The 25,674-nt window shown below is 57.2% G+C and carries 24 protein-coding genes; 1 reads left to right on the forward strand and 23 read right to left on the reverse strand.

Going from position 1 to position 25,674, the window contains the following annotated elements; genetic code table 11:
* Positions 1-25: 25 nt before the first annotated feature.
* The 17 genes from cheZ to flhD all read right to left on the reverse strand — a co-directional run bounded on the left by cheZ (position 26) and on the right by flhD (position 17,432).
* On the reverse strand, positions 26-670 hold the full coding sequence (cheZ, locus tag EV102420_RS09805) for a protein phosphatase CheZ (RefSeq protein WP_042391464.1): 645 nt from the start codon (positions 668-670) through the stop codon (positions 26-28).
* A 13-nt stretch (positions 671-683) separates the two neighbouring features.
* Positions 684-1,073 (reverse strand): chemotaxis response regulator CheY, encoded by a 390-nt coding sequence (cheY, locus tag EV102420_RS09810; RefSeq protein ID WP_042391378.1) that lies wholly within the window; start codon positions 1,071-1,073, stop codon positions 684-686.
* Positions 1,074-1,089: 16 nt separating this feature from the next.
* A complete protein-coding gene (locus EV102420_RS09815) occupies positions 1,090-2,139 on the reverse strand; it encodes a protein-glutamate methylesterase/protein-glutamine glutaminase (RefSeq protein WP_042391379.1) in 1,050 nt (349 codons plus the stop codon).
* Positions 2,136-3,002: a protein-glutamate O-methyltransferase CheR gene (cheR, locus tag EV102420_RS09820; RefSeq protein WP_042391380.1), complete on the reverse strand. Its 867-nt coding sequence runs from the start codon at positions 3,000-3,002 to the stop codon at positions 2,136-2,138. Before cheR ends, EV102420_RS09815 begins: the two co-directional genes overlap by 4 nt.
* 19 nt (positions 3,003-3,021) lie before the next feature.
* Entirely contained in the window at positions 3,022-4,620 is a 1,599-nt protein-coding gene (gene tap, locus EV102420_RS09825) for a methyl-accepting chemotaxis protein IV (protein WP_042391381.1), read from the reverse strand.
* Positions 4,621-4,662: 42 nt separating this feature from the next.
* Positions 4,663-6,324, reverse strand: coding sequence for a methyl-accepting chemotaxis protein II (gene tar, locus EV102420_RS09830; RefSeq protein WP_042391382.1), 1,662 nt, complete (start codon positions 6,322-6,324; stop codon positions 4,663-4,665).
* Positions 6,325-6,422: 98 nt separating this feature from the next.
* Positions 6,423-7,391, reverse strand: a complete 969-nt coding sequence (locus EV102420_RS09835; protein ID WP_042391383.1) for a Csu type fimbrial protein — start codon at positions 7,389-7,391, stop codon at positions 6,423-6,425.
* On the reverse strand, positions 7,391-9,775 hold the full coding sequence (locus EV102420_RS09840) for a fimbria/pilus outer membrane usher protein (protein WP_042391384.1): 2,385 nt from the start codon (positions 9,773-9,775) through the stop codon (positions 7,391-7,393). The genes EV102420_RS09835 and EV102420_RS09840 overlap by 1 nt, the downstream gene beginning before the upstream one ends.
* Positions 9,751-10,512 carry a fimbrial biogenesis chaperone gene (locus EV102420_RS09845; RefSeq protein WP_042391385.1) on the reverse strand — a complete coding sequence of 254 codons (762 nt, stop codon included), beginning with the start codon at positions 10,510-10,512 and terminating at the stop codon, positions 9,751-9,753. The genes EV102420_RS09840 and EV102420_RS09845 overlap by 25 nt, the downstream gene beginning before the upstream one ends.
* Positions 10,513-10,533: 21 nt before the next feature.
* Entirely contained in the window at positions 10,534-11,043 is a 510-nt protein-coding gene (locus EV102420_RS09850) for a Csu type fimbrial protein (RefSeq protein ID WP_042391387.1), read from the reverse strand.
* 55 nt (positions 11,044-11,098) lie between these two features.
* Positions 11,099-11,665: a Csu type fimbrial protein gene (locus tag EV102420_RS09855; protein ID WP_042391388.1), complete on the reverse strand. Its 567-nt coding sequence runs from the start codon at positions 11,663-11,665 to the stop codon at positions 11,099-11,101.
* A gap of 320 nt (positions 11,666-11,985) precedes the next feature.
* Positions 11,986-12,489: a chemotaxis protein CheW gene (cheW, locus tag EV102420_RS09860; RefSeq protein ID WP_042391389.1), complete on the reverse strand. Its 504-nt coding sequence runs from the start codon at positions 12,487-12,489 to the stop codon at positions 11,986-11,988.
* A 21-nt stretch (positions 12,490-12,510) separates the two neighbouring features.
* A complete protein-coding gene (gene cheA, locus EV102420_RS09865; protein WP_042391390.1) occupies positions 12,511-14,553 on the reverse strand; it encodes a chemotaxis protein CheA in 2,043 nt (680 codons plus the stop codon).
* A 4-nt stretch (positions 14,554-14,557) separates the two neighbouring features.
* Positions 14,558-15,487 (reverse strand): flagellar motor protein MotB, encoded by a 930-nt coding sequence (motB, locus tag EV102420_RS09870; RefSeq protein ID WP_042391391.1) that lies wholly within the window; start codon positions 15,485-15,487, stop codon positions 14,558-14,560.
* Positions 15,484-16,371, reverse strand: coding sequence for a flagellar motor stator protein MotA (motA, locus tag EV102420_RS09875; protein ID WP_042391392.1), 888 nt, complete (start codon positions 16,369-16,371; stop codon positions 15,484-15,486). Before motA ends, motB begins: the two co-directional genes overlap by 4 nt.
* 126 nt (positions 16,372-16,497) lie before the next feature.
* On the reverse strand, positions 16,498-17,076 hold the full coding sequence (gene flhC, locus EV102420_RS09880) for a flagellar transcriptional regulator FlhC (protein ID WP_042391394.1): 579 nt from the start codon (positions 17,074-17,076) through the stop codon (positions 16,498-16,500).
* A 2-nt stretch (positions 17,077-17,078) separates the two neighbouring features.
* Entirely contained in the window at positions 17,079-17,432 is a 354-nt protein-coding gene (gene flhD / locus EV102420_RS09885) for a flagellar transcriptional regulator FlhD (RefSeq protein ID WP_217996436.1), read from the reverse strand.
* A 792-nt stretch (positions 17,433-18,224) separates the two neighbouring features.
* On the opposite strand from flhD, the gene uspC reads away from it, so the two are divergent.
* On the forward strand, positions 18,225-18,653 hold the full coding sequence (uspC, locus tag EV102420_RS09890; protein WP_042391396.1) for a universal stress protein UspC: 429 nt from the start codon (positions 18,225-18,227) through the stop codon (positions 18,651-18,653).
* A gap of 31 nt (positions 18,654-18,684) precedes the next feature.
* Here the strand turns inward: uspC and otsA are convergent, their stop codons facing one another.
* The 6 genes from otsA to EV102420_RS09920 all read right to left on the reverse strand — a co-directional run bounded on the left by otsA (position 18,685) and on the right by EV102420_RS09920 (position 25,532).
* The gene (gene otsA, locus EV102420_RS09895; RefSeq protein WP_042391397.1) at positions 18,685-20,109 is read right to left on the reverse strand and encodes an alpha,alpha-trehalose-phosphate synthase; all 1,425 of its coding nucleotides are present in this window, start codon (positions 20,107-20,109) and stop codon (positions 18,685-18,687) included.
* The gene (gene otsB / locus EV102420_RS09900) at positions 20,084-20,890 is read right to left on the reverse strand and encodes a trehalose-phosphatase (protein ID WP_042391465.1); all 807 of its coding nucleotides are present in this window, start codon (positions 20,888-20,890) and stop codon (positions 20,084-20,086) included. The genes otsA and otsB overlap by 26 nt, the downstream gene beginning before the upstream one ends.
* A 182-nt stretch (positions 20,891-21,072) precedes the next feature.
* Positions 21,073-22,053: an L-arabinose ABC transporter permease AraH gene (araH, locus tag EV102420_RS09905; RefSeq protein ID WP_042391398.1), complete on the reverse strand. Its 981-nt coding sequence runs from the start codon at positions 22,051-22,053 to the stop codon at positions 21,073-21,075.
* Positions 22,054-22,067: 14 nt separating this feature from the next.
* Positions 22,068-23,582, reverse strand: coding sequence for an L-arabinose ABC transporter ATP-binding protein AraG (gene araG, locus EV102420_RS09910; protein WP_042391399.1), 1,515 nt, complete (start codon positions 23,580-23,582; stop codon positions 22,068-22,070).
* Between the two features lie 86 nt (positions 23,583-23,668).
* Entirely contained in the window at positions 23,669-24,658 is a 990-nt protein-coding gene (locus tag EV102420_RS09915) for an arabinose ABC transporter substrate-binding protein (RefSeq protein WP_042391400.1), read from the reverse strand.
* Between the two features lie 316 nt (positions 24,659-24,974).
* Positions 24,975-25,532 carry a DJ-1/PfpI family protein gene (locus EV102420_RS09920; RefSeq protein WP_042391401.1) on the reverse strand — a complete coding sequence of 186 codons (558 nt, stop codon included), beginning with the start codon at positions 25,530-25,532 and terminating at the stop codon, positions 24,975-24,977.
* Positions 25,533-25,674 lie beyond the last annotated feature (142 nt).

Raw genomic sequence — 25,674 nt, forward strand, 5'->3', positions numbered from 1 at the left:
TTTACCAGCAGAGGCGGGGTTGTGATCAGAAGCCGAGGCTGTCCAGCAGGTCGTCGACCTGATCCTGGCTGGCTACGACGCCTGCTTTGGTGGTGTCGAGCTGCGGCCCGTTGAGCAGGCTTTCGTTCTCGCGCTTTGGCCGCGCGGACGGCTCTGGCATGTTATCCAGCAGCACCATCAGCAGCTGACGCTCAATCTCCTGGATCACATCCATCATGCGCTTGATTACCTGACCGGTCAGATCCTGGAAATCCTGCGCCATCATGATGTCCAGCAGCTGGGCATTGGTGAAGCTGGTGTGGCCCGGCACGTCGCCAAGATACTGGCGGGTGTCTTTGACCAGCTCTTTGGCGTCGGTCAGCTCGATCGGGTTCTCAAACCATGCGTCCCAACGTTTGGTCAGCGACTTCGCGCCGCTCTCCATCGCGTCCTGATGCGGCTGCGAGGCTTCTACGCTGTTTAACGCACGCTCGGCAGCCTGGGCCGTCATCTGCACAACATAGTCCAGACGATCGCGGGCATCAGGGATCGCTTCTGCCGCTTCAGCAATGGCCTGGTCAAGGCCAAGCTCACGCAGGCTGTCGCGCAGCATGCGCGTCAGGCTACCGATGCGGGCGATAATGTCCCCGGGCGATTGCTCATCCGTAGGTTTCATTTGCGATTGCATCATCATCATCCGGTCCTCACATGCCGAGTTTCTCGAAGATCTTGCCGAGTTTTTCTTCCAGGGTTGCGGCCGTAAACGGCTTCACCACGTAACCACTTGCACCCGCCTGCGCGGCCGCAATGATGTTCTCTTTCTTCGCCTCTGCGGTTACCATCAGCACCGGCAGGGAAGCCATGGCGCTGTTGCCGCGAATGGTTTTCAGCAGCTCCAGGCCGTCCATGTTGGGCATGTTCCAGTCGGAGATAACGAAGCCAAACCCGCCCGCCTGGAGCTTGTTCAGCGCATCAACGCCGTCCTCTGCCTCTTCTACGTTGTTGAAACCCAGCTCTTTCAGCAGGTTGCGCACGATGCGACGCATGGTGGAAAAGTCATCCACAACCAGAAACTTGAGCTCTTTGTCCGCCATAAAACTACACTCCTCGTTAAATACGTATTGCCTGTCCGGCACTGATTTTTGCCAGCATCTGCTGGCTTACCTGGCTAAGATCGACCACTTCGCTTACGCCACCCATATTGATAGCTTCGCGCGGCATGCCGAACACCACACAACTTGCTTCATTTTGCGCAATCGTCCAGGCGCCCGCCTGGTGCATTGCTAACATACCGGCCGCGCCGTCGTTGCCCATGCCGGTGAGGATCACCCCCACGGCGTTACGCCCCGCGTGCTTCGCGACCGAATGAAACAGCACATCTACCGCCGGACGATGCCGGTTAACCGGCGGTCCGTCGTGAATTTTGATCTGATAGTTTGCACCGCTGCGCGCCAGCTCCATGTGCTTATCGCCAGGGGCAATATAGGCATGGCCCGGCAGCACGCGCTCGCCGTCCTCCGCCTCTTTTACGCTGATCTGACAGAGCTTGTTCAGACGCTCGGCGAACGAGCGGGTAAAGCCCGGCGGCATGTGCTGGGTAATAAGAATACCGGGACTGGAGAGCGGCAATGGCTGGAGTACATGGCGAATTGCCTCTGTTCCGCCGGTTGAAGCCCCGATCGCCAGCAGCTTTTCCGAACTCAACAGCGGCCCGGCTTTCAGGGTGACCGGGGCGGAGACCGGATTGTGCGCAGCCAGCTTGGCCCGCGAGGCGGTCCGCACCTTCTCGGCAATCATCTCGCTATAGGCGAGCATGCCCTCACGGATCCCCAGCTGTGGCTTGGTGACAAAGTCAATTGCCCCTAGCTCCAGCGCGCGCAGGGTCACTTCAGAGCCTTTCCCGGTCAGGGAGGAGACCATCACTACCGGCATCGGCCGCAGGCGCATCAGCTTCTCAAGAAAGTCGAGGCCGTCCATGCGCGGCATTTCAACGTCCAGGGTCAGAACATCCGGATTGTATTTCTTGATCAAATCCCGCGCGACCAGCGGATCCGGCGCGGTGGCCACCATCTCCATATCACTGTGGCTGTTAATAATCTCCGTCATGATCTGGCGCATCAGCGCGGAGTCATCAACAGACAGAACCCTGATTTTACTCATGCTTTATCCTTACTCAGCGCATAAACCGTCTGCCCACGCAGGGTAAACTCGCGCACAAGGTTGCTGAAATTCTCCGAATGCCCGGCGAACATCAGTCCGTCAGGCTTAAGCATCGGGGCAAAGCGGCGCAAAATGTCCTGCTGCGTCGTTTTATCAAAATAGATCATCACGTTACGACAAAAAATAGCGTCGAACGGGCCCGGCACGTTGTACTGCTTATCCAGCAGGTTGAGCGGCTGGAAATCGACAAAGTTCGCCAGCTCCTGGCGCACCCGCACCAGCCCGGCATGGGGCCCGGTGCCGCGCATAAAGTAGCGCTGCAGCTGTTGGGGGGAGAGCGTTTTCAGCTCCTCCAGGCGGTAGATGCCGCTGCGGGCTTTCTCCAGCACCTCGGTGTCGATATCGCTGGCAATCACTTTCCAGCGCCCCTGCACCATGCCCAGCGCATCCGCCAGGGTGATGGCGAGCGAGTAAGGCTCTTCGCCAGTCGACGCGGCGGCGCTCCAGACGCGGTACTCACCGCTGTGCTTGCGGGCGTGATCGGCCAGCACCGGGAAGTGGTGGGCTTCACGGAAGAAGGCGGTCAGGTTAGTGGTCAGCGAGTTGATAAATGCCTGCCACTCGGCGCTGCTCTGGTTTGCTTCCAGCATGCTCAGGTAGCGGCCAAAATCATCCAGCCCCAGCGTGCGCAGGCGGCGAACCAGCCGGTTGTAGACCATGTCTCGCTTATGGTCAGCCAGCACGATCCCCGCACGCTGGTAAATCAATTGACATATCCGACGAAAATGCGCATCGGACAGCGCAAGGCGCTGAGGGAACTGCATAGTTAATGACGTTTGCCCGTTGGGCAGTGGTGATGTCATAGCGCCTTCTCAATTACTTTCAGGATAATGCTGGCACGGCCCTGGGGGGTGCCACGTCGGGTTGACCGATTTGTTCATCTAACTTAAATACCGCAACCTGGGACGTAAGACGGTCCGCCTGGTGCGCTAACTGTTCGGTTGCCGCAGCGGCCTCCTCTACCAGAGAGGCGTTCTGCTGCGTAACCTGATCCATCTGGCTGACCGCCAGCGCGACCTGCTCAATACCCCGGCGCTGCTCATCGGAGGCGGAAGCAATTTCGCCCATAATGTCATTCACCTGAGTGACAGAGCGGACGATGTCCGTCATGGTCTGCGCCGCCGTATCTACCAGGGCAGAACCCTGCTGCACGCGGGCAACGGAATCCTCGATTAACCCTTTGATCTCTTTCGCCGCCTCGGCGCTGCGGCTGGCCAGGTTACGTACTTCCCCAGCCACGACGGCAAAACCACGCCCCTGCTCGCCCGCCCGCGCGGCCTCAACGGCAGCGTTTAGCGCCAGGATATTGGTCTGGAAGGCAATGCCGTCAATCACGCTGATGATGTCGCCAATTTTCTGTGAGCTGGTGGCGATATCATGCATGGTGTCAGCCACCCGCGAGGTCTGCTCCCCGCCTTTTCTCGCGGTTTCCGCCGCGCCGTGCGAGAGCACCGACGCCTGACGGGCGTTGTCCGCATTCTGGGAAACCGTCGCGGTGAGCTGCTCCATGCTGGCGGCGGTTTCGGCCAGCGACGCCGCCTGCTGCTCGGTGCGCGCCGAGAGATCGTTATTGCCAGCGGCAATTTCTGAGATGCCGGTGTGCATCGACACGCTGCCTTCGCGCACGTTGGCCACCGTGCCTCGCAGCGCGGTCTGCATCTTTTTCAGGCTGGCAAAAATGGCGGAGATTTCGTTGCGGCCATAGACCGAGATCGGCCGCGCCAGATCACCCCCGGCGATGCTGTCAAAGTGGCTGCTGATGATCGCCAGCGGCTGCACGATCATTCTGCGTGACCAGAACAGCCCGGCTGAGATCAGCCCCGCGGCCAGAATCAACACGGTAATAAAGGTTGCCGCCGACATGTGGTAGTTAGCGCCACTGGCTGCCGTTGCGGTCACGACAAAGCGATCGATATAGTGCTGCCAGGCCGTAAAGGTCGCCTCAAACGCATCCTGGGACTGCTGCACCGGCGCGGTCATAAAATCAGAGAGCTGGTTATTCGTAAGCCAGGTCGCCTGATGCTCTAAATCGCTCATCCAGGTGCCGTAGGTGGCTTTCGCCTGCGCCTTGAGCTTCTCCCCTTCCGGCGAGATCGCCTCCATGGCATCAAACTCTTTGAGCTGGGCGGCAGCGAGCTGCAGGTTGCTGCGGGCCGAACTCATCAGCCCCTTGATATCATCCGGCGGATAGCTTAAGGCGGTCAGCGTGCCCGCTTTGTTCAGCGAGGTACTGGTCTGCAATAACACGGCGCGCATCTGGGCCAGCGTATTACGCTGGTGGTTGCTCTTTTCAACCTGCTCCAGATGCTGGAAACCATCGCGGAAAGCCCAAAAAGAGAGGCCGTTGCTTCCCACCAGCAACAGACCGCAAACAATCAGTAAGATAAACAGTGTGGTCGAGATACGAATACGATTAAACATCTACGCTCCCATCAGGCGGCTAACGCCGCAATATCAATACGATCAAAAAGTTTCCCAGTTATCATCCTGTCCGGTACTGAGCTGACGTTTGCCAGCCGGGGCGGAAACGAACTCCTTCCCCTGCAAGCGGCGCTGCGCCGGATTTTCAGGGACCGCGGCAAGGCGGAAAGCAGAGACCGCCTGCGTGAGTCGACTGGCCTGTTCTTCTAATGCCGCGGCGGCGGCCGCAGACTCTTCTACCAGCGACGCGTTCTGCTGTGTCACTCTGTCCATCTCCGATACCGCCAGCGCCACCTGGTCGATGCCCTTGCTCTGCTCATCAGAGGCAGAGGCAATCTCGCCCATAATGTCGGTTACCCGAGTAACCGCGTTGACGATATCGTTCATGGTCTCCCCGGCGCTCTCGACCAGCACCGAGCCGGTATCCACGCGCGAGACGGAATCTTCAATTAACGCCTTGATCTCTTTGGCTGCGTTGGCGCTGCGGCTAGCAAGGTTACGCACCTCACCGGCGACGACGGCAAAGCCGCGCCCCTGCTCGCCCGCACGGGCGGCCTCGACGGCGGCGTTAAGCGCCAGAATATTGGTCTGGAACGCGATGCCGTCGATCACGCTGGTAATATCGGCAATTTTCTTCGAGCTGGTGGCGATGTCGTGCATGGTTTTCACTACGCCGTCCACTACCTTGCCCCCGCGTCCAGCGGTTTCGGAGGCGCTGAGCGCCAGCTGCGAAGCCTGACGCGCGTTATCGGCGTTCTGCTTCACGGTGGCGGTGAGCTGCTCCATGCTAGCAGCGGTCTGCTCCAGGGCGGAGGCCTGCTGCTCGGTACGGGAAGAGAGATCGTTGTTACCAGCGGCGATTTCGCTGGTGCCGCTGTGGATCGCATCCGATCCCCGACGCACGTTGGTCACGGTGTCGATCAGCGAGCGCTGCATATGCTCAACGCTGTCCGCCAGCTCGGTAATTTCGTTTTTACCTTGAATGACCAGGGTCTGGGTCAGATCCCCGCTGGCGATGTCGCGAATATGGCGGATCACGTTAGCCAGCGGGTTCAGCAGGATATGGCGAATGCCGTACCACACCGCGGCCAGCACGATGACCAGCGCCAGGGCGAGGATCGCTATCTGCCACTGGGCGAAGCGGTAGTCGTGGGTGCTCTGGGTAAAGGCGTTGTGGTACAGCTCGCTGCTGAGCTGGGCATACTGCCCCAGCGCATCACCCATGGCATTCTGCATGCCCTGGGTAGGCTGAGCGAAAAAGGCGTCCATATTGCCGCTCTCCAGGAACTGGATCAGCTCCGTGAGCGCGGCGCTGTAGGTGCGATATTTAGCATCAAGCTGCTGGCTGACCTGCGCCATGGCGGGCACGGTCGGCAGCGCTTTGTAGGCGTCATAATGCGTTGCCGCCTCCGCAAGCGAGGCCTGGGCGCTCTTCAACAGATCGGTTTTGGCGCTGCTCTGTTGATTGGCCGGATCCATCATCATCCGCGCTGACGAACGGCTGAGGTTGATGCGCGTTTGCAGCATCAGTTCCCAGGTTTTGGTCAGCTCGGTCTGCTGCTGACGAAGATCGTTAGCATCAGCAAAGCTCTGCTGATTCTGCTTCAGCGACGAGAACAACAGACCACCCGATACCAGCTGCAGAAGTGCAAAAACCACCAGCACCATCATGAGCATTGTGACAACGCGGATACGGTTCAACATGCAACACCTTATTGATGACTTATTAACGGTGTTATCGGCATGTGGGGCGGGAACTTTACATTTGCGAAAGGGAAATAATCCGCTACGCACCTAACTGATTAAAAGGCGATATCCACCACCACCGTATCGCTGTAGGTTCCGGCGGGCGGCGTCGACTGGGTAGTAAGCACCCGGGCCGTATAGTTATAGGTACGCACCAGGCCGTTGGCGCTAAGCAGTGACGAGGCGCTGCTGGCCCAGCGTTCGGTGCCGCTGCTGCCCCAACGTGCGCTGGTGCTGCCTTTGTAGATCTCGTAGCTTAAGCGATTATTGCCCGAGGCCATATTGCGCACGTTGCCGCTGGCGTTGCTGCCGTTGTTGATCCCTACGCTATAGACGCTGCCTTTGGTGCAGGTCACCGCAACGCCCTGCGCCACCGCCGGGAAGTTTTTAACCAGCGGCGCACTGCCGAAGTTGACGTTTGGCGCGGTAATGGTGATGCAGTCGTTGGTAATGCTGATAGTCGCCGTCACGGCGACGGGCACGGTGCCGGTCTGCCACGAGCCGCAGCCGCCAAGCAGGCCCAGCGAGCAGATGTTATAGGTGACGTTAAGGTTAAAGGTGGCCTGGTACTGGCCCGCCGCCACAGTCTGCCCGGAGAGGGTGCGAAAATAGATCGGCAGGACAATACGCCGGGTATTCAGCAGATCGAGCAGCGCGTTTCCGCTCCAGGTGTAGCTGCCGCCAATTAGCGTCTCGCTGTTGTTATTGCACCCCGCGGCCCCGCACAGCCGCACCGGGATGGTATCGGTGCTGGCCGGGTTATCCACCCGGCGCAGGATCGCCCGGTTGCTGACCGCGGCGCTGGCGCTGCTCAGCTGCATGGTGATTGCGTTGCCCGTAAGTAAATTCAGCAGCACCGCATCGCACTGAACCGTCAGGCTGCCGCTGATCTCCTGCTCGGTGCTGTTTAGCGCAAACGAAGTGACGGTACCAAAAACGCCGTTGGTGGGCGTCACCGTACAGGCCGACCACGCCAGCGGGCTGCATCCCATCAGCAGCAGAAAAAGCATAATTGCGCGGCGCATCAGCGTCTCTCCTCACAGGTAAGCGGCCCGTAGGTCTGTAATTTATGATCGGGATTTGCGCCAATCGTCAGGCGGGCATAGCAGGTGCGATTATCAGGCGTGCTCACCCGCAGGGCGTTCACGTCGCTGAGGTTTTCCAAAAAGGCGATGCCGTCATAGCCCACCGGCGTCGGAGAGCGGCCTTCCCGGTAGACCTGGCTGCCCACCGGTAGGGCGTGTCCCTGGGCATCGTGCAGGATCACGCTGGCGACCCGCTCCTGCTCCATCGGGAACTCCACCAGGTAGCCACTCTGGCGGCGCAGGGCGATCCGTCGCTCGGTCTCCTTCAGGCGCGTATCGGCTGGCAGATTGAGGGTATTGATACTGTAGCTGGCGGGATAGTACGCCGAGACGCCGCTCACCAGCAGATAGCCTTTGTCGTTGGTCTTACCTACCGGCTGGTTCTCATAGCTTACCGGCACGTTGGCATTGCCGCCGGTGCTAACCACCACAAAGGCATCGTTGATCTTGTTAGCCGCAAAAAGCTGGCCGTCCATCAGCACCAGCGAACCCAGCGCCTCTCCCCACCAGGTCATCATGCCTGACTCGCCGTAGCCGCCTCCCTGTAATTCCACGCTGTTGTTGCGCCAGTTGAGCGTGGCCTGCTGATAGTTATCCGATTGCGGCTGGCGGGCAAAGGCCATATTCCAGCCGAAGCCGCCGTCGGTAGGCATCGCGTGGTTATAGTTGATGCGCTGGCTGGTGCCCGCGTCCGGGGTTTTCTCTATGCTGATGGCCGCACTGTCCCGCTCGCCGATGGGAATTTGCAGCGACATCGCAAAGCTCCAGTCGTCCCGCTGCTTATCGTGGCTGGCCGCCAGGTAGAGGCTGCTGCTGCCCCACAAATTACGGCTCCACGAGAGGTTCAGCAGCTCGGTCTTCTGGTTATCGAAGCTGCGGACGCCAATCCAGGCCGCGCCGACGTTGCCATAGTCGCCCATGTTAAAGGTCAGCGAATATTGATCGGTATTGCGGCTCAGGGTCGCCAGCGGCTGGCGATCGTCATCGTAAACGATGGTCTGATCGTAGAGGGCCAGGTTGCCAAAGCCGCGCTCGCGGCGGGTGTGCTGGGTGGCGATGCTGAAGACGCTGGTGCTGTACTGGTAGCCCCAGTTGAACTGGCTGCCGCTGCTGCCGCGCATCCGGCTCTCCGTCCATGACGAGTTCACCACGCCGTACTGGCCCAGCTTTACCACCCCGCCCGCGCCGCCGAGGGTCAGCTCTTCTGCGGCTTCACCATGGCCTTCAAAGGTGAAATAGTCCGTTACCCCATAGCGCAGAGAGCCGCTGCCCGCCGCCGGACCATAGTTGAAGTCGTCAATGCCGTAGTTACGTCGCAGGCTGCCGAGGGTGACGGCCCCATCGGTAATGCCGCTCTTCAACACGTCGCTGGAGACGTAGAACGGCAGCGTGGTGCTGACCTGTCGGCCCAGCGCATCGGTGGTGACCAGCACCGCATCCCCCGCCCCGTTAATATAGGGCAGATTGGTCAGGGTAAAAGGGCCAGGCTGAAGCTGGGTGGATCCGGCCCGGTAGCCGTTGATAAAGACATCTACCGCCGTCGGCACCGCTGCTTCGCCGGTAAAGGCCGGTAGCGGCCAGGTGACCAGATCCGGGCGCAGGGAGAAGTCACGTCCGTAGCGGATCCCGCCCATGCGCACGCTGCTGCTCCAGTTCAGCGAGTCGGAGATAACGTCTCCCAGCTGCCACTCGGTGGCATCATCCTCATTGGTAAACAGCAGCGTGGTGTCGTAGCGGGTATAGCCCTGGTTTTGCCCGGCGTTGCCGGAGAGATATTCCCGCAGCGTGCCGGTGGAGGAGAACACCGCGTTGCTGTCGAAGTAGCGAAATTCATGCCACAGGGAGGCCTGGCTGCCGGCGTGCTCGGTGCTGCTGGTATAAACGTCGTAGTTGAGCAGCGCTCCCCGCCCGTAGTGCGGTTTGGTCCGCGCGGTTTCGCCGCTAAAGGAGGTGGCGCGATCCCCGACCCACTCCCGAGGCACAAACAGCAGCAGCCGCTGGCGATTGCTGTCATATTCAGTGCGAACGTCGGCCAGCGTCGAGAGGTCAACGTCGCCAGGTGGCAGGTGCTCGGCGGGGATCCCGGCCCGCTGCAGGTCGCTGTTGGCAACGATATAGTTCCCCTGACGCCGCGTAACGGGCACCACGAGTTCGGTATCGTAATAGTTAACCACCAGCGAAAGATGGAAGACCGCCTGAGCGTTAATAGCCTGCGCATCCGGGGGCGGCGGGAGAGCATCATCCCCCTCCTCTGCCAGCGCATCCGTCACTCCCCCCAGCAGCATCATCAGCGGCAGGATCAGTTTGCGGGAGACGACTGCCATTTGGTATCCCTGGCATTAATCGTCGCCGTCATGGTCGTCGGATTGCTCAGCCCAGAGGGGAGCGGCCAGCTGCGCGCCCCGCCCGGCAGCACGTACCCCAGCAGGCCGTCGGCCAGCTCGCGCCGCTGGCTGCCCTGCTGAATGCTAACCTGGCTCAGGCGCACGTGCACATCGCTGCGGTTGCGTACCTCCAGAGCAGGTTTCCCCCCTTCGCGGATCACCCGCCAGCTCAGATCCCGGGCGTTAACCAAGGCATGGTTGGCCCCCTCGGTGGTGGTCTCCACGCCCTGGCCGTAGACAAACAGCGGAATGGAGTAGCGCATCTGAATTTTCAGGCCAATCTGCGGCGTGTCGTTGCTTGCGGGCTGGGGGATCTCATCCACAATGATCCGGTAGCCTTGCTCAATACCGGCGGGAACCTGGCTCTGCTTGATCAGGCGAATCAGCTGTTTGCCGCCTTTATCGATCCGCACAATCGGCGGGCTGGCGACCACGTCCTGCTGGGCCTGATAGCGTTCATGCCCGCCCTCCTGGGTCCAGCGCATGATGCGCACCTGCATCGTTGTCGGCGTATTCCCCTGATTCTGGATCCACAGCTCGGTCGCTTTCGCATCGGCGGCCAGCCAGGGATCGATTGGCCAGAGTAGAATGGTGGCTGCCGCCTGTGCCTGCTGCGTCATACCCGTTAGCGCCAGCAGGGCACCTGCTATTAGGCTCCGGCCCATAATGGTTTTCATGATCCTTCTCCCTGTATGACCTTACCAGGACAACGTTACGGTCAGTTGATCGGTATAATTTCCTGCGGGGCTAAACCCCGTGAGCTGCGCCGCGCCAAACAGCGTCAGCGCGATATTGTTGCTATCGCTGTAGGTGATCGAGAACGGCTGGTTAACGCCAATTTCCGTGTTGGCCGCCAGCGTGCTGCTGCGATAGAGTCGGTATGGCACGCGATCCGTGCCCCCGCTGCGCTGCATGTTGCGCACGGTCCCGTAGTTCAGACCGCCGTTGATACTCATGCTTAACGCCACTCCAGGGGTGCAGGCGAGAGAGAGCGCGCTGTTGGGCACAAAGCTGGTCGTGACCTGACCGCTTGCCACGCCGCTGCGACTCCCGAAGTCCAGAGAGCCGAGCAGGCCGCCGCTGCCGCTGACTACCGAGCATCCTGCCGCAATGGTTGCTCCAACCTGAAATGACTGGGTGCTGACCGTCAGCGCGGTGGCGCTCCCTGCCCACCCCAGCAGCCCCAAACCGAAGACGATGCGCAGCATGCTTCGGCCAGGCGCCGGGAGCGTGTCGACTCCCTCAGGCTTCATTGCGCTGGCGTCAGTAGATCACGCTCACGTTTATCGTATCGGAGTAGGTACCAGGGACAACGGTTACGCTGTTGCCACCCCCCTGGATGCGGCCAAAGAGGGTGTAGTTATTCACGCCGCCGGCCGTCGAGGCCACCGGCAGCGGAGCGTTGTTGGCGATGACGTTACTGAAGCCGCTGTCGCTGTAGAGGCTGTAGGCTACGCCCTGAGTTGCATTAGCGGTGTTAACCAAATAGCGTGCTGGCGTGCCTGGCGTGCCTACCACCGTGGCAGGCGCTACGGTATTGGTGGTGCCGGTGATCTGCACGGTATAGGTGTCGGTGGTGCACTGAATAGCAAAGCTGTTGCCGCCGTTAGCCCCGGTGAGCTGCGTGGTTAGCTCGGAGAAGGTAGCGGGATGAGTACCGAAGTCCAGAGAGCCGAAGTTAATGCCGCTCTGGTTCGGCGAGCCGTTGATCAGGCAGCCGTTGGTTAAGGTCAGCGTTGCGTTGATGGTCCCACTGCTGGTTACCGCATGGGCGTTTCCGGCCAGAGCCAGCGCACCGCTTGCCAAAACGAGGAGGATTTTTCTGTTCATATTGTCGCCTCAGTGAAAAAGCAGGATTAACAGAAATTTAGCTTACGGGGTTGCAAAGAACCACCCTGTAAAGGCCTGCTCAAACCATCGGCGTATTGACACAAAATTGCATTATCTTTCAAAGCATTAACGTTGTTAACAGCTCGTAACAAAGTGCAACGGGAATGATATATTCATTATCGCGTGATCTGCTTCACAATGTATTGTCTGGTGTTGCATTCTCGGTTTTAGCAAAGCTTAAAGGTTATTAATGAGTAATGAAAAAGCGGCATGAAACGGGGTTAAAAAAACGCTCCCGGGGCCGGGAGCGTTGAGGAGCATTAGGCAACGTGCGCCGTTGCGCTGTCCAGCAGAGCCATCTCGTCGCTGTTCAGCAGCTTCTCGATGTTGACCAGGATCAGCATGCGATCACCCAGCGCGCCGAGGCCGGTGAGATATTCCGTTGACAGGGTAACGGCAAACTCCGGCGCAGGACGGATCTGATCGGAGGCCAGCGACAGCACATCAGAGACGCCGTCGACCACAATTCCGACCACGCGCTGCCCGAGATTAAGCACGATCACCACGGTGTTATCGTTATACTCCACGTCCTGCTGGCTGAATTTAACCCGCAGATCGACGATGGGCACAATCACACCGCGCAGGTTAGTTACCCCTTTGATAAAGTCCGGGGTGTTGGCAATACGGGTTACCTGATCGTAACCGCGGATCTCCTGCACTTTCAGGATATCGATGCCGTACTCTTCATCGCCTAAAGTGAATACCAGAAATTCCTGACCCGATGGCTCACCAGCCAGTTTCGTTACATTACTCATACCGGTCATATATTTACCTTTTTAACTAAATCAGGCGGCTGTGTACGCCACACGTTGCTCACGGTTTAATCCCTGTAACGCCGACACATCGACGATCAGCGCCACGCTGCCATCGCCGAGGATAGTTGCAGCGGAGATGCCCGGCACCTTACGGTAGTTGCTCTCAAGGTTCTTCACGACAACCTGGTGCTGACCAATAAGCTGATCCACCAGCAGCGCGTAGCGGCGGCCTGCGCTTTGCAGGATCACCACGATGCCTTTTGTCGCTTCTGTTTTAGCGCCGTCGACGTCAAAGACTTTCCATAGCTCAACCAGCGGCAGATATTCGCCGCGCACTTCCAGCACGCGCTCGCCGCCCGCTAGCGGATGCAGATCCTCTTCACGCGGCTGCAGGGACTCCATCACCGCGTTCAGCGGCAGGATAAAGACCTCGTCGCTCACCTTCACCGACATGCCATCGAGGATCGCCAGCGTCAGCGGCAGCAGAATGCGGATGGTAGTACCTGCGCCCTGCTTCGACTGGATCTCGACGTGGCCACCCATCTCCTGGATGTTACGTTTCACCACGTCCATGCCCACGCCGCGGCCGGAGACGTCGGTCACCTGCTCTGCGGTGGAGAAGCCAGGGGCGAAGATCAGCATGCCAACTTCTTCGTCGGTCATGTTTTCATGCACCGCCATGCCCTGCGATACCGCTTTCGCCAGAATGCGCTCACGGTTGAGGCCTGCGCCGTCATCGATCACTTCGATACAGATATTGCCGCCCTGATGCTCGGCGGAAAGGGTCAGGTTACCAACCGGGGATTTTCCAGCGGCAACACGGTTATCTGGTAGCTCAATGCCGTGGTCCAGGCTGTTACGCACCAGGTGCGTTAACGGGTCAATAATGCGCTCGATCAGGCTCTTATCCAGTTCGGTCGAGCTGCCCAGCAGCGTCAGTTCGATCTGTTTGTTGAGCTTGCTCGCCAGGTCGCGCACCAGGCGCGGGAAGCGGCTAAAGACGTACTCCATCGGCATCATACGGATGGACATCACCGACTCTTGCAGATCGCGGGCGTTACGCTGTAGCTGACCCATGCTGGTGATCAGATCGCCATGGTTGACCGGATCCAGTTCGTTAGAACGCTGGGCCAGCATCGACTGGGTGATCACCAGTTCGCCAACCAGGTTAATCAGCTGGTCCACTTTTTCAACGGCAACGCGGATGCTGGTAGATTCGCTCACGCGGGCCGGTTTCTCAGCGCGCTCCTGACGGGCGGCAGGCTGCTCGCGCGGTGCGCTTGCTGCAACCGGGGCAGCCACTACCGGCTGGGCGACCGGCGTCGGGGCAGCAGGTGCAGCCTCGGTGACGGCGGCCGCTGCTGGCGCATCGGTAAAGCTGATCTGATCCGGCTCGATCACGAAGCACAGCACGGCAATCAGGTCATCTTCACTCACGCCGCCTTCCAGCGTCGCGCTCAGAGAATCCGCGCCTTTGACGACGTCGCTAAGGGTGGCCAGGTTTTTCAGCTCGTCTTCCAGCAGGTTGACTTCGCCCTCTTTCAGACGCGACAGGACAATACGCAGTTTGCCATCGTTTGCAGCCGCAGGCGCGGCGGCGGACGCGGTATCAGCGACGGCCTGGGCATTATCGACAACGGTCAGCTTAGCGCCACCGGCCGCAGCGGAAGGCTCTTCGCCTTTCGCTTCCAGCGCCAGCTGGCGCAGCGCATTGCAGATATACTCAAAGCTGGCAGCATCTGGCTCTTGCGAGCTTTTATAGGCGTCGAGCTGTTCCTGCATAATATCTTTGGTTTCCAAAAACAGGTTAATAATGTCGGTATTGAGCTGCATCTCTCCGCGCCGGGCCTCATCCAGCAGGTTTTCCATCAGGTGCGTGGTCTCCTGCAAAATGGTAAAGCCAAACGTGCCTGCTCCCCCCTTTATGGAGTGAGCCGCACGAAAGATGGCATTGAGCTGCTCTGAATCGGGCGCTTCCGGCACCAGGTCCAGCAGGTGTTGCTCCATGTCAGCCAACAACTCGTCAGCTTCATCAAAAAACGTCTGATAAAAATCGCTAATATCCATGCTCACGCTATCACCTCGGATCGGGTTGTGGCGATGTGGGAACGGTCGCCTGAGGCTGTGCCCCCGGCTGTTGTAATACACTTACCGGCTCGTTTTGGCTTTCGGCGTTTTCGTGCAGAATTGCCTGTTCTGCTTGTCTATTGAGTACTAAAAGACTGATACGACGGTTAATGGCGTCATCAGATCCTTTGTCGCTCAGGCGCATGGTGGCGGCCATGCCGACCACGCGCAGCACTTTCCCGTCGTCCAGCCCGCCTACAACCAGCTCGCGCCGTGAGGCGTTAGCACGGTCGGCAGAGAGCTCCCAGTTGCTGTAGCCGCGCTCGCCGTTGGCATACGGGAAGTCATCGGTGTGGCCGGAGAGGCTGATACGGTTCGGAATGTTATTTAGCACCGGCGCAATCGCGCGTAGGATATCGCGCATGTACGGCTCCACCTCGGCGCTGCCGGTTTTAAACATCGGTCGGTTTTGGCTATCGATAATCTGAATACGCAGCCCCTCCTGCACCAGGTCAATCTTCAGGTGCGGACGCAGCGCGCGCAGCTTTGGATCGGCCTCGATCAGCTGATCGAGATCGCCGCGCAGCTTGCTCAAACGAGACTGCTCCATCTTCTGGCGTAGATCTTCGACGTTAGGCTGGCGCTGCACCTCCCCTTTCTGCTGGGTGACGTCATCGCCGCCGCCAGGAATGGGGCTATCGCTGTTGGAGATCCGCGGGCCACCGGCAATGGAGGTCGCCAACGGGGTGCGGAAGTACTCCGCAATCTGGATCAGCTCTTTCGGACTGGAGATAGAGATCAGCCACATCACCAGGAAGAATGCCATCATTGCCGTCATAAAATCGGCGTAGGCGATCTTCCAGGATCCGTGCGAGCCGCCTCCGTGCCCCTTATGCTTGCGCCGTTTTACAACGACAATAGGATGGGCCTGGTTTTTCATGCGTCCTCAGTCGTGGTCTGCTGGTTTGGGTTACGGACCGCGCGGACGTGCTCATCCAGTTCGATAAAGGACGGTCGCTCGCTGGAGTAGAGCGTTTTGCGGCCAAATTCAACGGCAATCGGTGGCGCATAGCCATTCAGGTTGGAGAGCAGCGTGATCTTGACGCACTGCATCATCTTGGTGGTTTCCGCGCTCTTCTGGCGCAGCACGGTTGCCAGCGGCGAGATAAAACCGTAGGCCAGCAGAATACCGAGGAAGGTCCCTACCATCGCATGGGCGATCAGTGCCCCCAGCTCAGCCGCCGGGCGATCCGCCGAGGCCAGGGCGTGAACCACACCCATGACCGCCGCCACGATACCGAACGCCGGCAGCGAGTCGCCGACCATGGCCAGGCTGTTTGCTGGCACTTCGGCTTCGCTCTCGTGGGTCTCGATCTCTTCGTCCATCAGCGCTTCGATTTCGAAGGTGTTCATATTGCCGCTGATGATCAGGCGCAGATAGTCGACGATAAATTCCAGCATCACCGGATCGGCAAGGATCCGCGGATAGTTGGCAAAAATTTCGCTCTCTTTTGGATTCTCAATGTCACGCTCCAGGGAGAACATCCCCTGCTGGCGCGACTTGGCCATCAGGCGATAGAGCAGCGCCAGAAGATCCATGTAGACAGCTTTTGTGTATTTGGAGCGACGAAACAGCAAGGGAAGCGCCTTAAGCGTTCCTTTGATGGCTTTGCCGTTATTACCCACAATAAACGCACCCACGCCCGCGCCGCCGATAATAATCAGCTCAGCCGGTTGATAAAGTGCCCCAAGGTGTCCGCCGGTCATCATGTAACCGCCAAAGACTGTACCGAGAACAACAAGGTAACCTAATAAGATCAGCACGACATCATCCTTCCGCTGTTGACTAAGGCAAGGAAAAACAGTTTCTTAGGGTCTAACCCAACGGGGAGGCAAAAAAAAGCAGCGGTAATTGCTTACCGCTGCTGGAGTGTTACCCACGCCGTTACGTTAAACAGCCTGTTTGATCTGTTCATCCAGCAGTTGTGGAATAATATCGGCAGCTTCCGGGGAAAGTTTACGTCTTTTTACGGCCCTGGACGGCGGCTGGCATAAACTGCAGGCAAAACTCCCAACGGGCTGGTGAGCATGGGTAATAAAATTACCGTTGCAGCAGTTGCAGCTTGAAAGTTGCAGCATACCGCTCTCAACAAAACGGACTAATGTCCAGGCACGCGTCAGGGCTAACAACGGCCCCTCTTCCGGCTGCGGGCACTGTTCCAGATAGAGGCGATAGGCTTTAATCACCGCATCAACGCCGCTGCACAGGCCTGTTTTGAGCAAAAATTGCCAGGCGTTGCAGAACATTGAGGCATGAATATTCTGTTCCCACGTCATAAACCAGTCGGTTGAAAAAGGGAGCATCCCTTTCGGCGGCGGGCTACCACGAAGTTCTTTGTAGAGTTTGATGAGGCGGCCACGGCTGAGCTGCGTTTCGCTTTCCAGCATTTGCAAACGCGCGCCCAGCGTAATCAGTTCCATCGCGAGTTGAATATCACGCGCTTCCTGGACAATGCTCTTTTCAGTCATTATTAAGCCCTTTTCTTCCGGGACGTTGCATCAGCACCCTGGTTGCTCTCATTGAGCAAACGCGTCGAGAGCAAAATACCGGTATGGACCTGCTGGAGGTCATCCACGCGAGACTCCTGCGTCAGACGGGTAATGGTTTGATGACTGTCGAAACGGAACTGACAGATTAGCTGATTGGTTTCAGCTAATTTCACCATCTGCGGGAGTGATAACTCACCCATGGTAGATGCCATCTCTTCGCTCATGCCCAGACGGAACATAGCGGAGGCTTTATCTTGACTAATCAAACGCTGTGCGAGCAGTAAATATGACAGGTTGATGTCATAAATATGTTTCAGCAACTCGGATGTATGCATTTTTCCCATCCAGAATAACCAACTAGTGTCTTATGCGGTCAAGCCGCACCCCGTGATGTCGCCGGGAAAAAAACCCGGTATTAAAAAAGATAAGGCGAAATGCATCGTTTGAACTTAGTTGTTTTACGTGACGGCGATCGCATTGTCTGCCACCTCTCTCCGTCACGCTTTCAATCAATTCTTACAATTTACTAAGATTTTTCTTAAATCGACGCAACTGTACTCGTGACCCGTAGGACATACAATTGGCTGCGGTGAATAATTTGGAAATAATGTGATCTAGGTCACATAATTTACGTGAATATTTTAAAGAAATCCATACTTTTGACTTAGTGATTGTTCATTTTTTATACAATGAAGGGCCTTTTCTATTCCTTTTCGGCGAATAGTCATTCAGTTTTATGTGTTAACTGGTGACCAGTCATCAGACCTCGGACTTTATAGGACACCTGAAGGTGCCATTGGCTTTATAAGCGTGTGGTTATTTAAAAAAATCATTATTAATCAGGAGATTAAAGCGCAGCTAAACTTATTTCTCAAACTTGTAAAATGATTGCAAATTTGTTAATAGTTGGTGAAGAACCGCGAGCAATGCATAATATAATGTGCCAAATTTCCATTAAGTCGTTCAATTTTGTTAACATATCAGCCGATGGCGCTATTCCATGCGCTGGAATAATTAGTGAATATTTATGATAATGTTCACAGGTTTGTCACACTTTTTTGCTTGCACGCTTTGTAAAAAGAAGGTAAAGATACGTCAAGGGTTCATTCTCCATAAAGGAGCGAGATATGAGCTATTCTCATCTGTTGGTTGCGGTTGCCGTTAACTCAGAAAGCCATTTACTGCTTAAAAAAGCCGTATCCATTGCCCGTCCCTATCAAGCACGCATTAGTCTGCTTACCCTCACTCACGATCCCGAAATATATAATCAGTTTGCTGCGCCGATGATGGAAAACCTGCGCGATCTCATGCAGGAGGAGACGCAGCTGTTTATGAATGAACTCATTGCGCAAGTCGATTATCCCATTGCTGAAACGATTATTGCCTCAGGCGCGCTGAGTGAGAATATTGTTCATCTTTGTGAGCGAGACGGGATCGATCTGGTTATTTATGGTAACCATAATCAGCGCTATTTTTCGCGGGCGGCCTGTTCGGCTAAGGGTGTGGTGGGAGCAAGTAAGGTTGACGTGCTGCTGGTACCGCTAAGAGATGAATAGCGCCCCCGCCGCAGCGGGAGCGCAGGCGTGTTTACGCCAGCTTGGGGAAGGTCGCCACGTTATTCTGCAGAAGGGTCTCTGCATTACGAGGCGCTATGCGCTTTAAATCGGCAATAAACCTCTCCTGCCAGTGCTGAATGTCATTTTTTCTGATCACATCCATCATGTCGGCGTGGCGAGAAATACGCTCCGCCAGCGGCATGGTCAGCGCCCGGTTCATGGCATTAGCCACATCGTCACGGTCGTATGGGTTAACCAGCAGCGCTGAAGTCAGCTCGTTCGCCGCACCGGCAAACTTAGAGAGTACCAGCACGCCTGGGTTAGCCGGATCCTGCGCCGCCACGTACTCTTTAGCAACGAGGTTCATCCCGTCACGCAGAGGCGTTACCAGGCCCACGTCGGCGTAGCGGAAGACCTTCATCAGCAGCTTACGATCGAAGTGCTGGTTGAGGTAATAGAGCGGTGTCCAACCCAGCTGACCATATTTACCGTTAATACGTCCGGCTTCGGTCTCCAGCTGATGACGAATATCCTGGTAGGCCTGAACCTCGCCGCGCGAGGTAGGTGCAATCTGCGTATAGCGGATTTTACCGTGGTGCTGCGGGAACTTCTCCAGCAGGGTTTCATAAGCATGGAAACGTTCCGGCAGGCCCTTAGAGTAGTCCAGCCGCTCAACGGAGAAGATGTTTTTCACGTTTGCCAGCTCGGCTTTAAGCTGCGCCAGCTTCGGCGGCAGCGGGCCAGAGGCCTGCTGAGCAATCTCTTCCGGCTCAATCCCAATAGGATAGACCTCGGTACGGAAGGTTTTGCCCCATGCGGTATGGGTTTTGTAGCCCCGGGCCGTTAAGCGTGTTTGGCTGGAGAGGCTGTCGAGGAAGGACACCCGGTCGCTCTCAGTCTGGAAGCCCAACAGATCGTAGTCGCACAGCTGCTCCAGCAGTTCAGCATGCGGCGGCAGTGCGTTAAAGATTTCTGGCGTCGGGAATGGAATATGCAGGAAGAAGCCAATCTGGTTATTTACGCCGCGCTGGCGCAGCTCATTGGCAAACGGCAGCAGATGGTAATCGTGGATCCAGAGGATATCGTCTTCTTCCAGCAGCGGCACCAGCTTATCCGCCAGCAGTGCGTTCACGCGCTGATAGCCCTCCCAGGCCTCACGCTGGAACTTCACTAAATCAAGACGGTAATGGAACGCGGGCCACAGCACGGCATTGGAAAACTGGCTGTAGTACTCATCATAATCCTGCTCGCTGAGGTTAAATGAGGCCCAGGTGATATTGCCGTGGGTAACCTTCTTTAGCGGCTGATCTTCATTACCAATCTCACCGCTCCAGCCAAACCAGAGTCCGCCGGTTCCTTTCAGTGCACCCATAATGCCGACGGCCAGCCCACCGGCGCTTGATTTTTTATCATCCGGCGGTGCGATACGATTAGATACTACGACTAAGCGACTCATAGCCATCTCTCCTGTTAGTTAACGCCATTTCTTCTTGTTGTTGATGGTCAGTAATATTTTCGAGCCATTGATGAACGTCCGCGACGCTTTCCAGGCGGTACTGCGCTTGCGTCGCGCCAATACCGACCTTTACGGATACGCCATCAAGGCGATTCACAACCTTGAAGCCTGCCTCGTCAGTGAGGTCGTCTCCCAGGAAAACAGGTTTGCGCCCGCAAAAAGGCGGCTCCTGCATGAATGCTTCTACTGCTGCTCCTTTATTGATACCACGTGGTTTCAGCTCTACCACGCATTTACCCGGCTGCAGCGCTAAATTCGGATATTTCTCTTCCATCGCCTTTGCCAGCGCAAAGATAGCCTCTTCATGATGAACGGCCTGACGATAGTGCAGCGCAAACGCCATCCCTTTCGCCTCCAGCTCCGTCCCCTTCAGGGGATCGAGCGCCGCGATCAGCTCCAGCTCCATCTGCTTAACCTGCTCTTCCGGCAGGGCGATCTCGTGCGTTTTGTCCTGGAAGTCGCGTCGCTGTGCGCCATGCACCCCGGCGAGCGGGAAATGCAGCGGGGATGCAATAGCATCCAGCTCTTTCATGGAGCGACCCGATACCAGCGCCACCGCGCCCTGATTCATTTCGGCCAGACGTTTGAGCAGGGTAAGTACCCCGGTGGGAATAAAGACCTGATCGGGACGAGGTTTGATTTCGGCGAGGGTTCCGTCGAGGTCAAAGAAGTAAGCATAGTTTGCGGAAAGTACAGGCGGTACAGCTAACTGGTCAGCCACCCTGGTCTCCTCCTTTCTGGTTTCGATGCCGCGTTCACGACCATCTCTCATTATCATTAGCCATGTAAGTATAGCCAGTGTCACGCTCCTCGCCATTTTAAAGCAAAGAAACCAGCCGCAATTGCGGCTGGCTGAGAGGTAAAAACGATTAAAAAAGAGACCGTTTGGCGAGGTGCCAGACATCAGACGGTACGCTTGGCCTTCTGTTTGTAACGGTCGAAGATGACCGCCGCCAGTAGGATCAGGCCGCGTACAACGTACTGCGAGAAGGGGGAGATATTCAGCAGGTTCATGGCATTCTCTACGGTGCCAAGGATCAGGATACCCGCCACCACATACGAGATTTTTCCTATGCCGCCTTTAAGGGAAACCCCGCCGAGCACGCAGGCAGAGATGACGATCAGCTCGTAACCAATGGAGGTCATTGGCTGGCCGCTGGTCATGCGCGACGCCAGAATGATCCCGGCGGCGGCCGATACCAGGCCGGAGAGCACAAAGATAATAATTTTTGTGCGTACCACCGGCACCCCCGCCAGGCGAGCGGCCTCTTCATTGCCGCCAATGGCCAGCGTATTACGGCCAAAGGTAGTTCTGTTAAGCAGGAAACCAAAGATGATAAGGCAGGCCACGGTCAGCCAGATAGGCGCAGGCAGACCCAACCAGTTGGTATAGCCGAGGGTGAAGAAACGCTCGTCTTCAATCCCCACCGCTTTACCGTCGGAGATGATATAGGCGAGGCCGCGCACGATCTGCATCGTCGCGAGGGTGGTAATCAGGGCGTTGATCTTCAGCTTGGCAATGACGAAGCCGTTAACCAGGCCGCTCAGCACGCCCAGCATCAGGCCCGCAAAGACGCCGATCCACAGGCTCTCCGTCATGTTGATCACCACTGCCGCGGTGACGCCCGCACAGGCAATGACCGAGGCCACCGACAGGTCAAAGTCGCCGGAGGCCAGGCAGAAGAGCATTCCGCAGGCCACCATGCCCGACATTGAGATGGCGAGCCCCAGCCCCTTCATATTGACGAAGCTGGCAAAGTTAGGCACAAACACGGCGCAGCCGATAAACAGTACGGCGAAGACCACCAGCATGCCGTAGTGATCCCAGATACGCCCCAGACTAAACGGCGACTTTCCTGCGCCGGAGCTTGTTACTGATGACATCATACTCTCCTTACTCAGGCAACGGCCTGACTCACTTTAGGCATGGCGAGGCTTAGCGCCTGTTTTTCGTCTGCTTCGCCGTGCAGCAGCTCGCCGGCGATCTCCCCTTCCCGCATCACCAAAATGCGATCGGCGACGCCGAGCACTTCCGGCAGGTCGCTGGAGGCAAACAGTACCGCTACGCCGCGTGACGCCAGGGCGTAGATAACGTTGTAGATCTCATGCTTCGCGCCCACGTCTATGCCACGCGTCGGCTCATCGAGCAAAATGACCTTCATCTCTTCCGAGAGCCAGCGGCCAAGAATGGCTTTCTGCTGGTTCCCGCCGGAGAGATTCATAATCAGCTGCTCAGCGCCGGGGGTTTTGATATTAAGGGAGCGAATATGGTGGTCGGCGTTTTCCACCTCCCAGCCGTCGTTAATCAGACATCCAGCGCGAACGGACTTGCGTCGGGCGCTGATGTTGATGTTGTCACGCACGGAGTGGACGGGAATAATACCTTCGGCTTTACGATCCTCGGGACAGAGCATCATCCCGGCGCGAATGGCGTGGGCCGGCTTTTGAATAGTCAGCGGCTTGCCGTCGATGATTAGCTGGCCTGCGGTGATGCGCGTGCCGCCGAACAGCCCCTTCATCAGTTCGCTGCGCCCGGCTCCCACCAGCCCAAACAGGCCGACGATTTCGCCGCGCCGCACCGAAAAGCTTACGGGATGACGCACGCCGGGGGCTTTAACCCCCTCCAGGCGCAGCATCTCCGCGCCGTACTCTCGCGGCTGCCAGCCGTAGATGTCGCCAAGATCGCGCCCGACCATCGCCTGCACCAGCGAGTCGTGGTTGACCTGCTGCATATCGTCAAAGGTACGCACGTAGCGCCCGTCTTTAAAGACGGTGATAGCGTCGCTGAGGGCAAAAATCTCCTCCATACGGTGGGAAACGTAGAGGATCACCCGTCCCTCATTGCGCAGCTCGCGGATCACCCGAAACAGGTTGTCGATCTCCCGCGCCGAGAGCGAGCTGGTCGGCTCATCGAAGGCGATCACTTTCGCGTTGCGCGCCAGCGCCTTGGCAATCTCGACCATCTGCCACTGGCCGATGGAGAGATATTTCAGCGGCGTCTGCGGATCGATATCCAGCCCAAGATGCTCCAGCTGGAGGTGGGCTTCATAGTTCAGCAGGGAACGATTCACCAGCCCGCCCTTCTGCGGCAGCTGGCCAAGATAGATATTTTCCGCGACGGTCATCTCGGGAACCAGATGCAGCTCCTGATAGATGATCGCCACCCCGGCATTCAGCGCGGCAGTGGTGTCGGCAAAGCTGACCTCTTTCCCCTGCAGCACCAGCGTGCCAGCGGAGGGGGCATAGTTGCCGCTAAGAATTTTTAACAGCGTCGATTTACCCGCGCCGTTCTCCCCCATCAGGGCGTGCACCTGACCGGCATAGCAGTCGAAGCTGATGTCGCTCAGGGCTTTCACGCCGGGGAAGGTTTTGCTAATACCACGGAAAGAGAGATATGGAGTTGACTGTTGCATAACGTCTCCGTGACGCATTTATGGTACGACTGGCCCCTCACCCGGCGTTTTAAGCCAGTGGTGAAGGGCGCAACCAACGGCGCGAATTACTTCACGCCTAGCCCTTTCTTCGCTAACTCTTCTTTAAAGTTGTCGCGGGTGATCAGCACCACGTCGGTCACCGCGGTGAACTTCGGCGGCTCGACGCCTTTTTCCACCCAGTTGTAGAGCATTTCGCTGGTCTTATAGCCATGGACGTCCGGGCTTGGCAGCAGCGAGCCGTAGAAGCCGGTACCCTGGGCCTTAGAGAGCTCGCTCACGGCGTCAACGCCGTTAATACCGATACCGATCACGTCGGCAGCTTTGAAGCCCTGCCCTTCGGTCGCGCGAACGCCGCCCAGCACGGTGTTGTCGTTCATGCCGACCACCAGCCAGTGTTTCACTTCAGGATGCTGAACCAGCAGGGAGTTGCCGGCATCAAACGCACCGGGAATATCGTTGGATTTGGTCGGGACCTTATAGATCTGTTTCTCCGGGAAGCCTGCAGCTTTCAGGGCATCCATTGAGCCAGAGGTGCGGCGACGGGCGGTATCCAGCTCGTCGGCGGTGATCGCCATTACGCCGGTCTCTTTCACATCCCAGCCGCGTTTCTGCATCTCTTTATACAGCTCCTGCCCCTGGCGAGCGCCAATCTCGCTGGCGGCCATCATTACCAGCGGTACGGTCTCCATCGGCTTGCCTTTGGCGTTGACGAACTGATCGTCCACGGCAATGACCTTCATGTCATAGCCGCGTGCTTTGGCGACAATCGCTGAACCCAGCTTGGGATCCGGGGTGCAGATAACAAACCCTTTTGCTCCGCTGGCAGCCAGACTATCGATGGCGTTCAGCGTTTTCTCACCGTCCGGCACGGCAATTTTAATGACCTCGAAACCTAAATCTTTACCTGCCTTATCAGCGAATTTCCACTCTGTCTGGAACCACGGCTCTTCGGGCTGCTTAACCAAAAAACCGAGTTTCATCGTCTCGGCGATAGCGGATTGTGACATAACGGCAGCTAAACCAATGGCCGCCAGCGCTTTAGTGAATTTGTGCATGGTTTACTCCAGCTTTAACGCTTTTTTATGTAGGGAATGAGAGTTTATGAGCTGTCTAATCAGCCTTAAAACAAGGCATTAGCACACGTCTATCAGGAGATGCTATTGCTGAAGAGTAGTTTTAGCGGGAAATTGATTCTCCATAGGAGAGCGCCATCACACCGCAGAATTACAGTAAAAGCGTGCATAAATTCAGCGAATATCTTCATAAGAATTGGCGTATTTGTCAGACAAATCCATAGGGGTATAGCAGCATTGTCCATCAGGCCAGCCAGCTTATCCTTGTGGCCTGACGGGGGGTAGTGAGAAAGAATTGTTAAAGCGGATAGTAGATATGATCTGCGTGGTCGCGCACGGGGGCATCATCACCCAACAGGCGCGTTGAGACGGCAAAGGCAAAATCGAACACCCGGCCTAATCCCTTGCCGCTAATCAGATTCCCATCCTCTACGACGGCGGCATCGACATAGTGACCGTCGGTCACGGTTTCATACAGATCGCCTGAACAGACGTAGCGCCGCCCCTTCAGCAGACCGTTACCTCCCAGCACCCGCGCGGCTGCCGAGCAGATAGGACAGATAAGCTTCTCGGCCTCGTCATGACGGGTAACAAAGGCGATAACCTCTGCGTTCGCCGCGAGGTTGACGCTCCCCTCCGGCCCGCCGGGCAGAACAACGGCGTCGTAAAGTGTATCCATGCGCTCACTCAGAACCGCGTCAGCCACCATAGGAATAGCGTGATAGCTCACTACCGCGCGAGAGGTGGCACAGGCCAGGGTTTCAACCTCAATGTGCAACCGGCGTAGTATATCAATGGTCACTATGGCTTCCGCCTCTTCAAAACCGGGGGCCAGCAGCACCGCAACTCTTTTCATCTCCAACTCCTTCATATTTAAAGAAACCCTCCATGACATACATTCAGCCATGAATGTAAGCCACTATTTTTATTAAGATTATTATTTTCGCTGGCTGAAAAGTGTCTGCTGGATCACATTTGTAAGATGAATAAATCTTTAC

Origin of the sequence: Pseudescherichia vulneris NBRC 102420, from assembly GCF_000759795.1 — a bacterium.
GTDB lineage: Bacteria > Pseudomonadota > Gammaproteobacteria > Enterobacterales > Enterobacteriaceae > Pseudescherichia > Pseudescherichia vulneris.

Coding starts and splice junctions, on each gene's coding strand:
- cheZ (WP_042391464.1), bottom strand. CDS start 670: ATGATGCAATCGCAAATGAAACCTACGGATGAGCAATCGCCCGGGGAC.
- cheY (WP_042391378.1), bottom strand. CDS start 1,073: ATGGCGGACAAAGAGCTCAAGTTTCTGGTTGTGGATGACTTTTCCACC.
- EV102420_RS09815 (WP_042391379.1), bottom strand. CDS start 2,139: ATGAGTAAAATCAGGGTTCTGTCTGTTGATGACTCCGCGCTGATGCGC.
- cheR (WP_042391380.1), bottom strand. CDS start 3,002: ATGACATCACCACTGCCCAACGGGCAAACGTCATTAACTATGCAGTTC.
- tap (WP_042391381.1), bottom strand. CDS start 4,620: ATGTTTAATCGTATTCGTATCTCGACCACACTGTTTATCTTACTGATT.
- tar (WP_042391382.1), bottom strand. CDS start 6,324: ATGTTGAACCGTATCCGCGTTGTCACAATGCTCATGATGGTGCTGGTG.
- EV102420_RS09835 (WP_042391383.1), bottom strand. CDS start 7,391: ATGCGCCGCGCAATTATGCTTTTTCTGCTGCTGATGGGATGCAGCCCG.
- EV102420_RS09840 (WP_042391384.1), bottom strand. CDS start 9,775: ATGGCAGTCGTCTCCCGCAAACTGATCCTGCCGCTGATGATGCTGCTG.
- EV102420_RS09845 (WP_042391385.1), bottom strand. CDS start 10,512: ATGAAAACCATTATGGGCCGGAGCCTAATAGCAGGTGCCCTGCTGGCG.
- EV102420_RS09850 (WP_042391387.1), bottom strand. CDS start 11,043: ATGCTGCGCATCGTCTTCGGTTTGGGGCTGCTGGGGTGGGCAGGGAGC.
- EV102420_RS09855 (WP_042391388.1), bottom strand. CDS start 11,665: ATGAACAGAAAAATCCTCCTCGTTTTGGCAAGCGGTGCGCTGGCTCTG.
- cheW (WP_042391389.1), bottom strand. CDS start 12,489: ATGACCGGTATGAGTAATGTAACGAAACTGGCTGGTGAGCCATCGGGT.
- motB (WP_042391391.1), bottom strand. CDS start 15,487: ATGAAAAACCAGGCCCATCCTATTGTCGTTGTAAAACGGCGCAAGCAT.
- flhC (WP_042391394.1), bottom strand. CDS start 17,076: ATGACTGAAAAGAGCATTGTCCAGGAAGCGCGTGATATTCAACTCGCG.
- flhD (WP_217996436.1), bottom strand. CDS start 17,432: ATGCATACATCCGAGTTGCTGAAACATATTTATGACATCAACCTGTCA.
- uspC (WP_042391396.1), top strand. CDS start 18,225: ATGAGCTATTCTCATCTGTTGGTTGCGGTTGCCGTTAACTCAGAAAGC.
- otsA (WP_042391397.1), bottom strand. CDS start 20,109: ATGAGTCGCTTAGTCGTAGTATCTAATCGTATCGCACCGCCGGATGAT.
- araH (WP_042391398.1), bottom strand. CDS start 22,053: ATGTCATCAGTAACAAGCTCCGGCGCAGGAAAGTCGCCGTTTAGTCTG.
- araG (WP_042391399.1), bottom strand. CDS start 23,582: ATGCAACAGTCAACTCCATATCTCTCTTTCCGTGGTATTAGCAAAACC.
- EV102420_RS09915 (WP_042391400.1), bottom strand. CDS start 24,658: ATGCACAAATTCACTAAAGCGCTGGCGGCCATTGGTTTAGCTGCCGTT.
- EV102420_RS09920 (WP_042391401.1), bottom strand. CDS start 25,532: ATGAAAAGAGTTGCGGTGCTGCTGGCCCCCGGTTTTGAAGAGGCGGAA.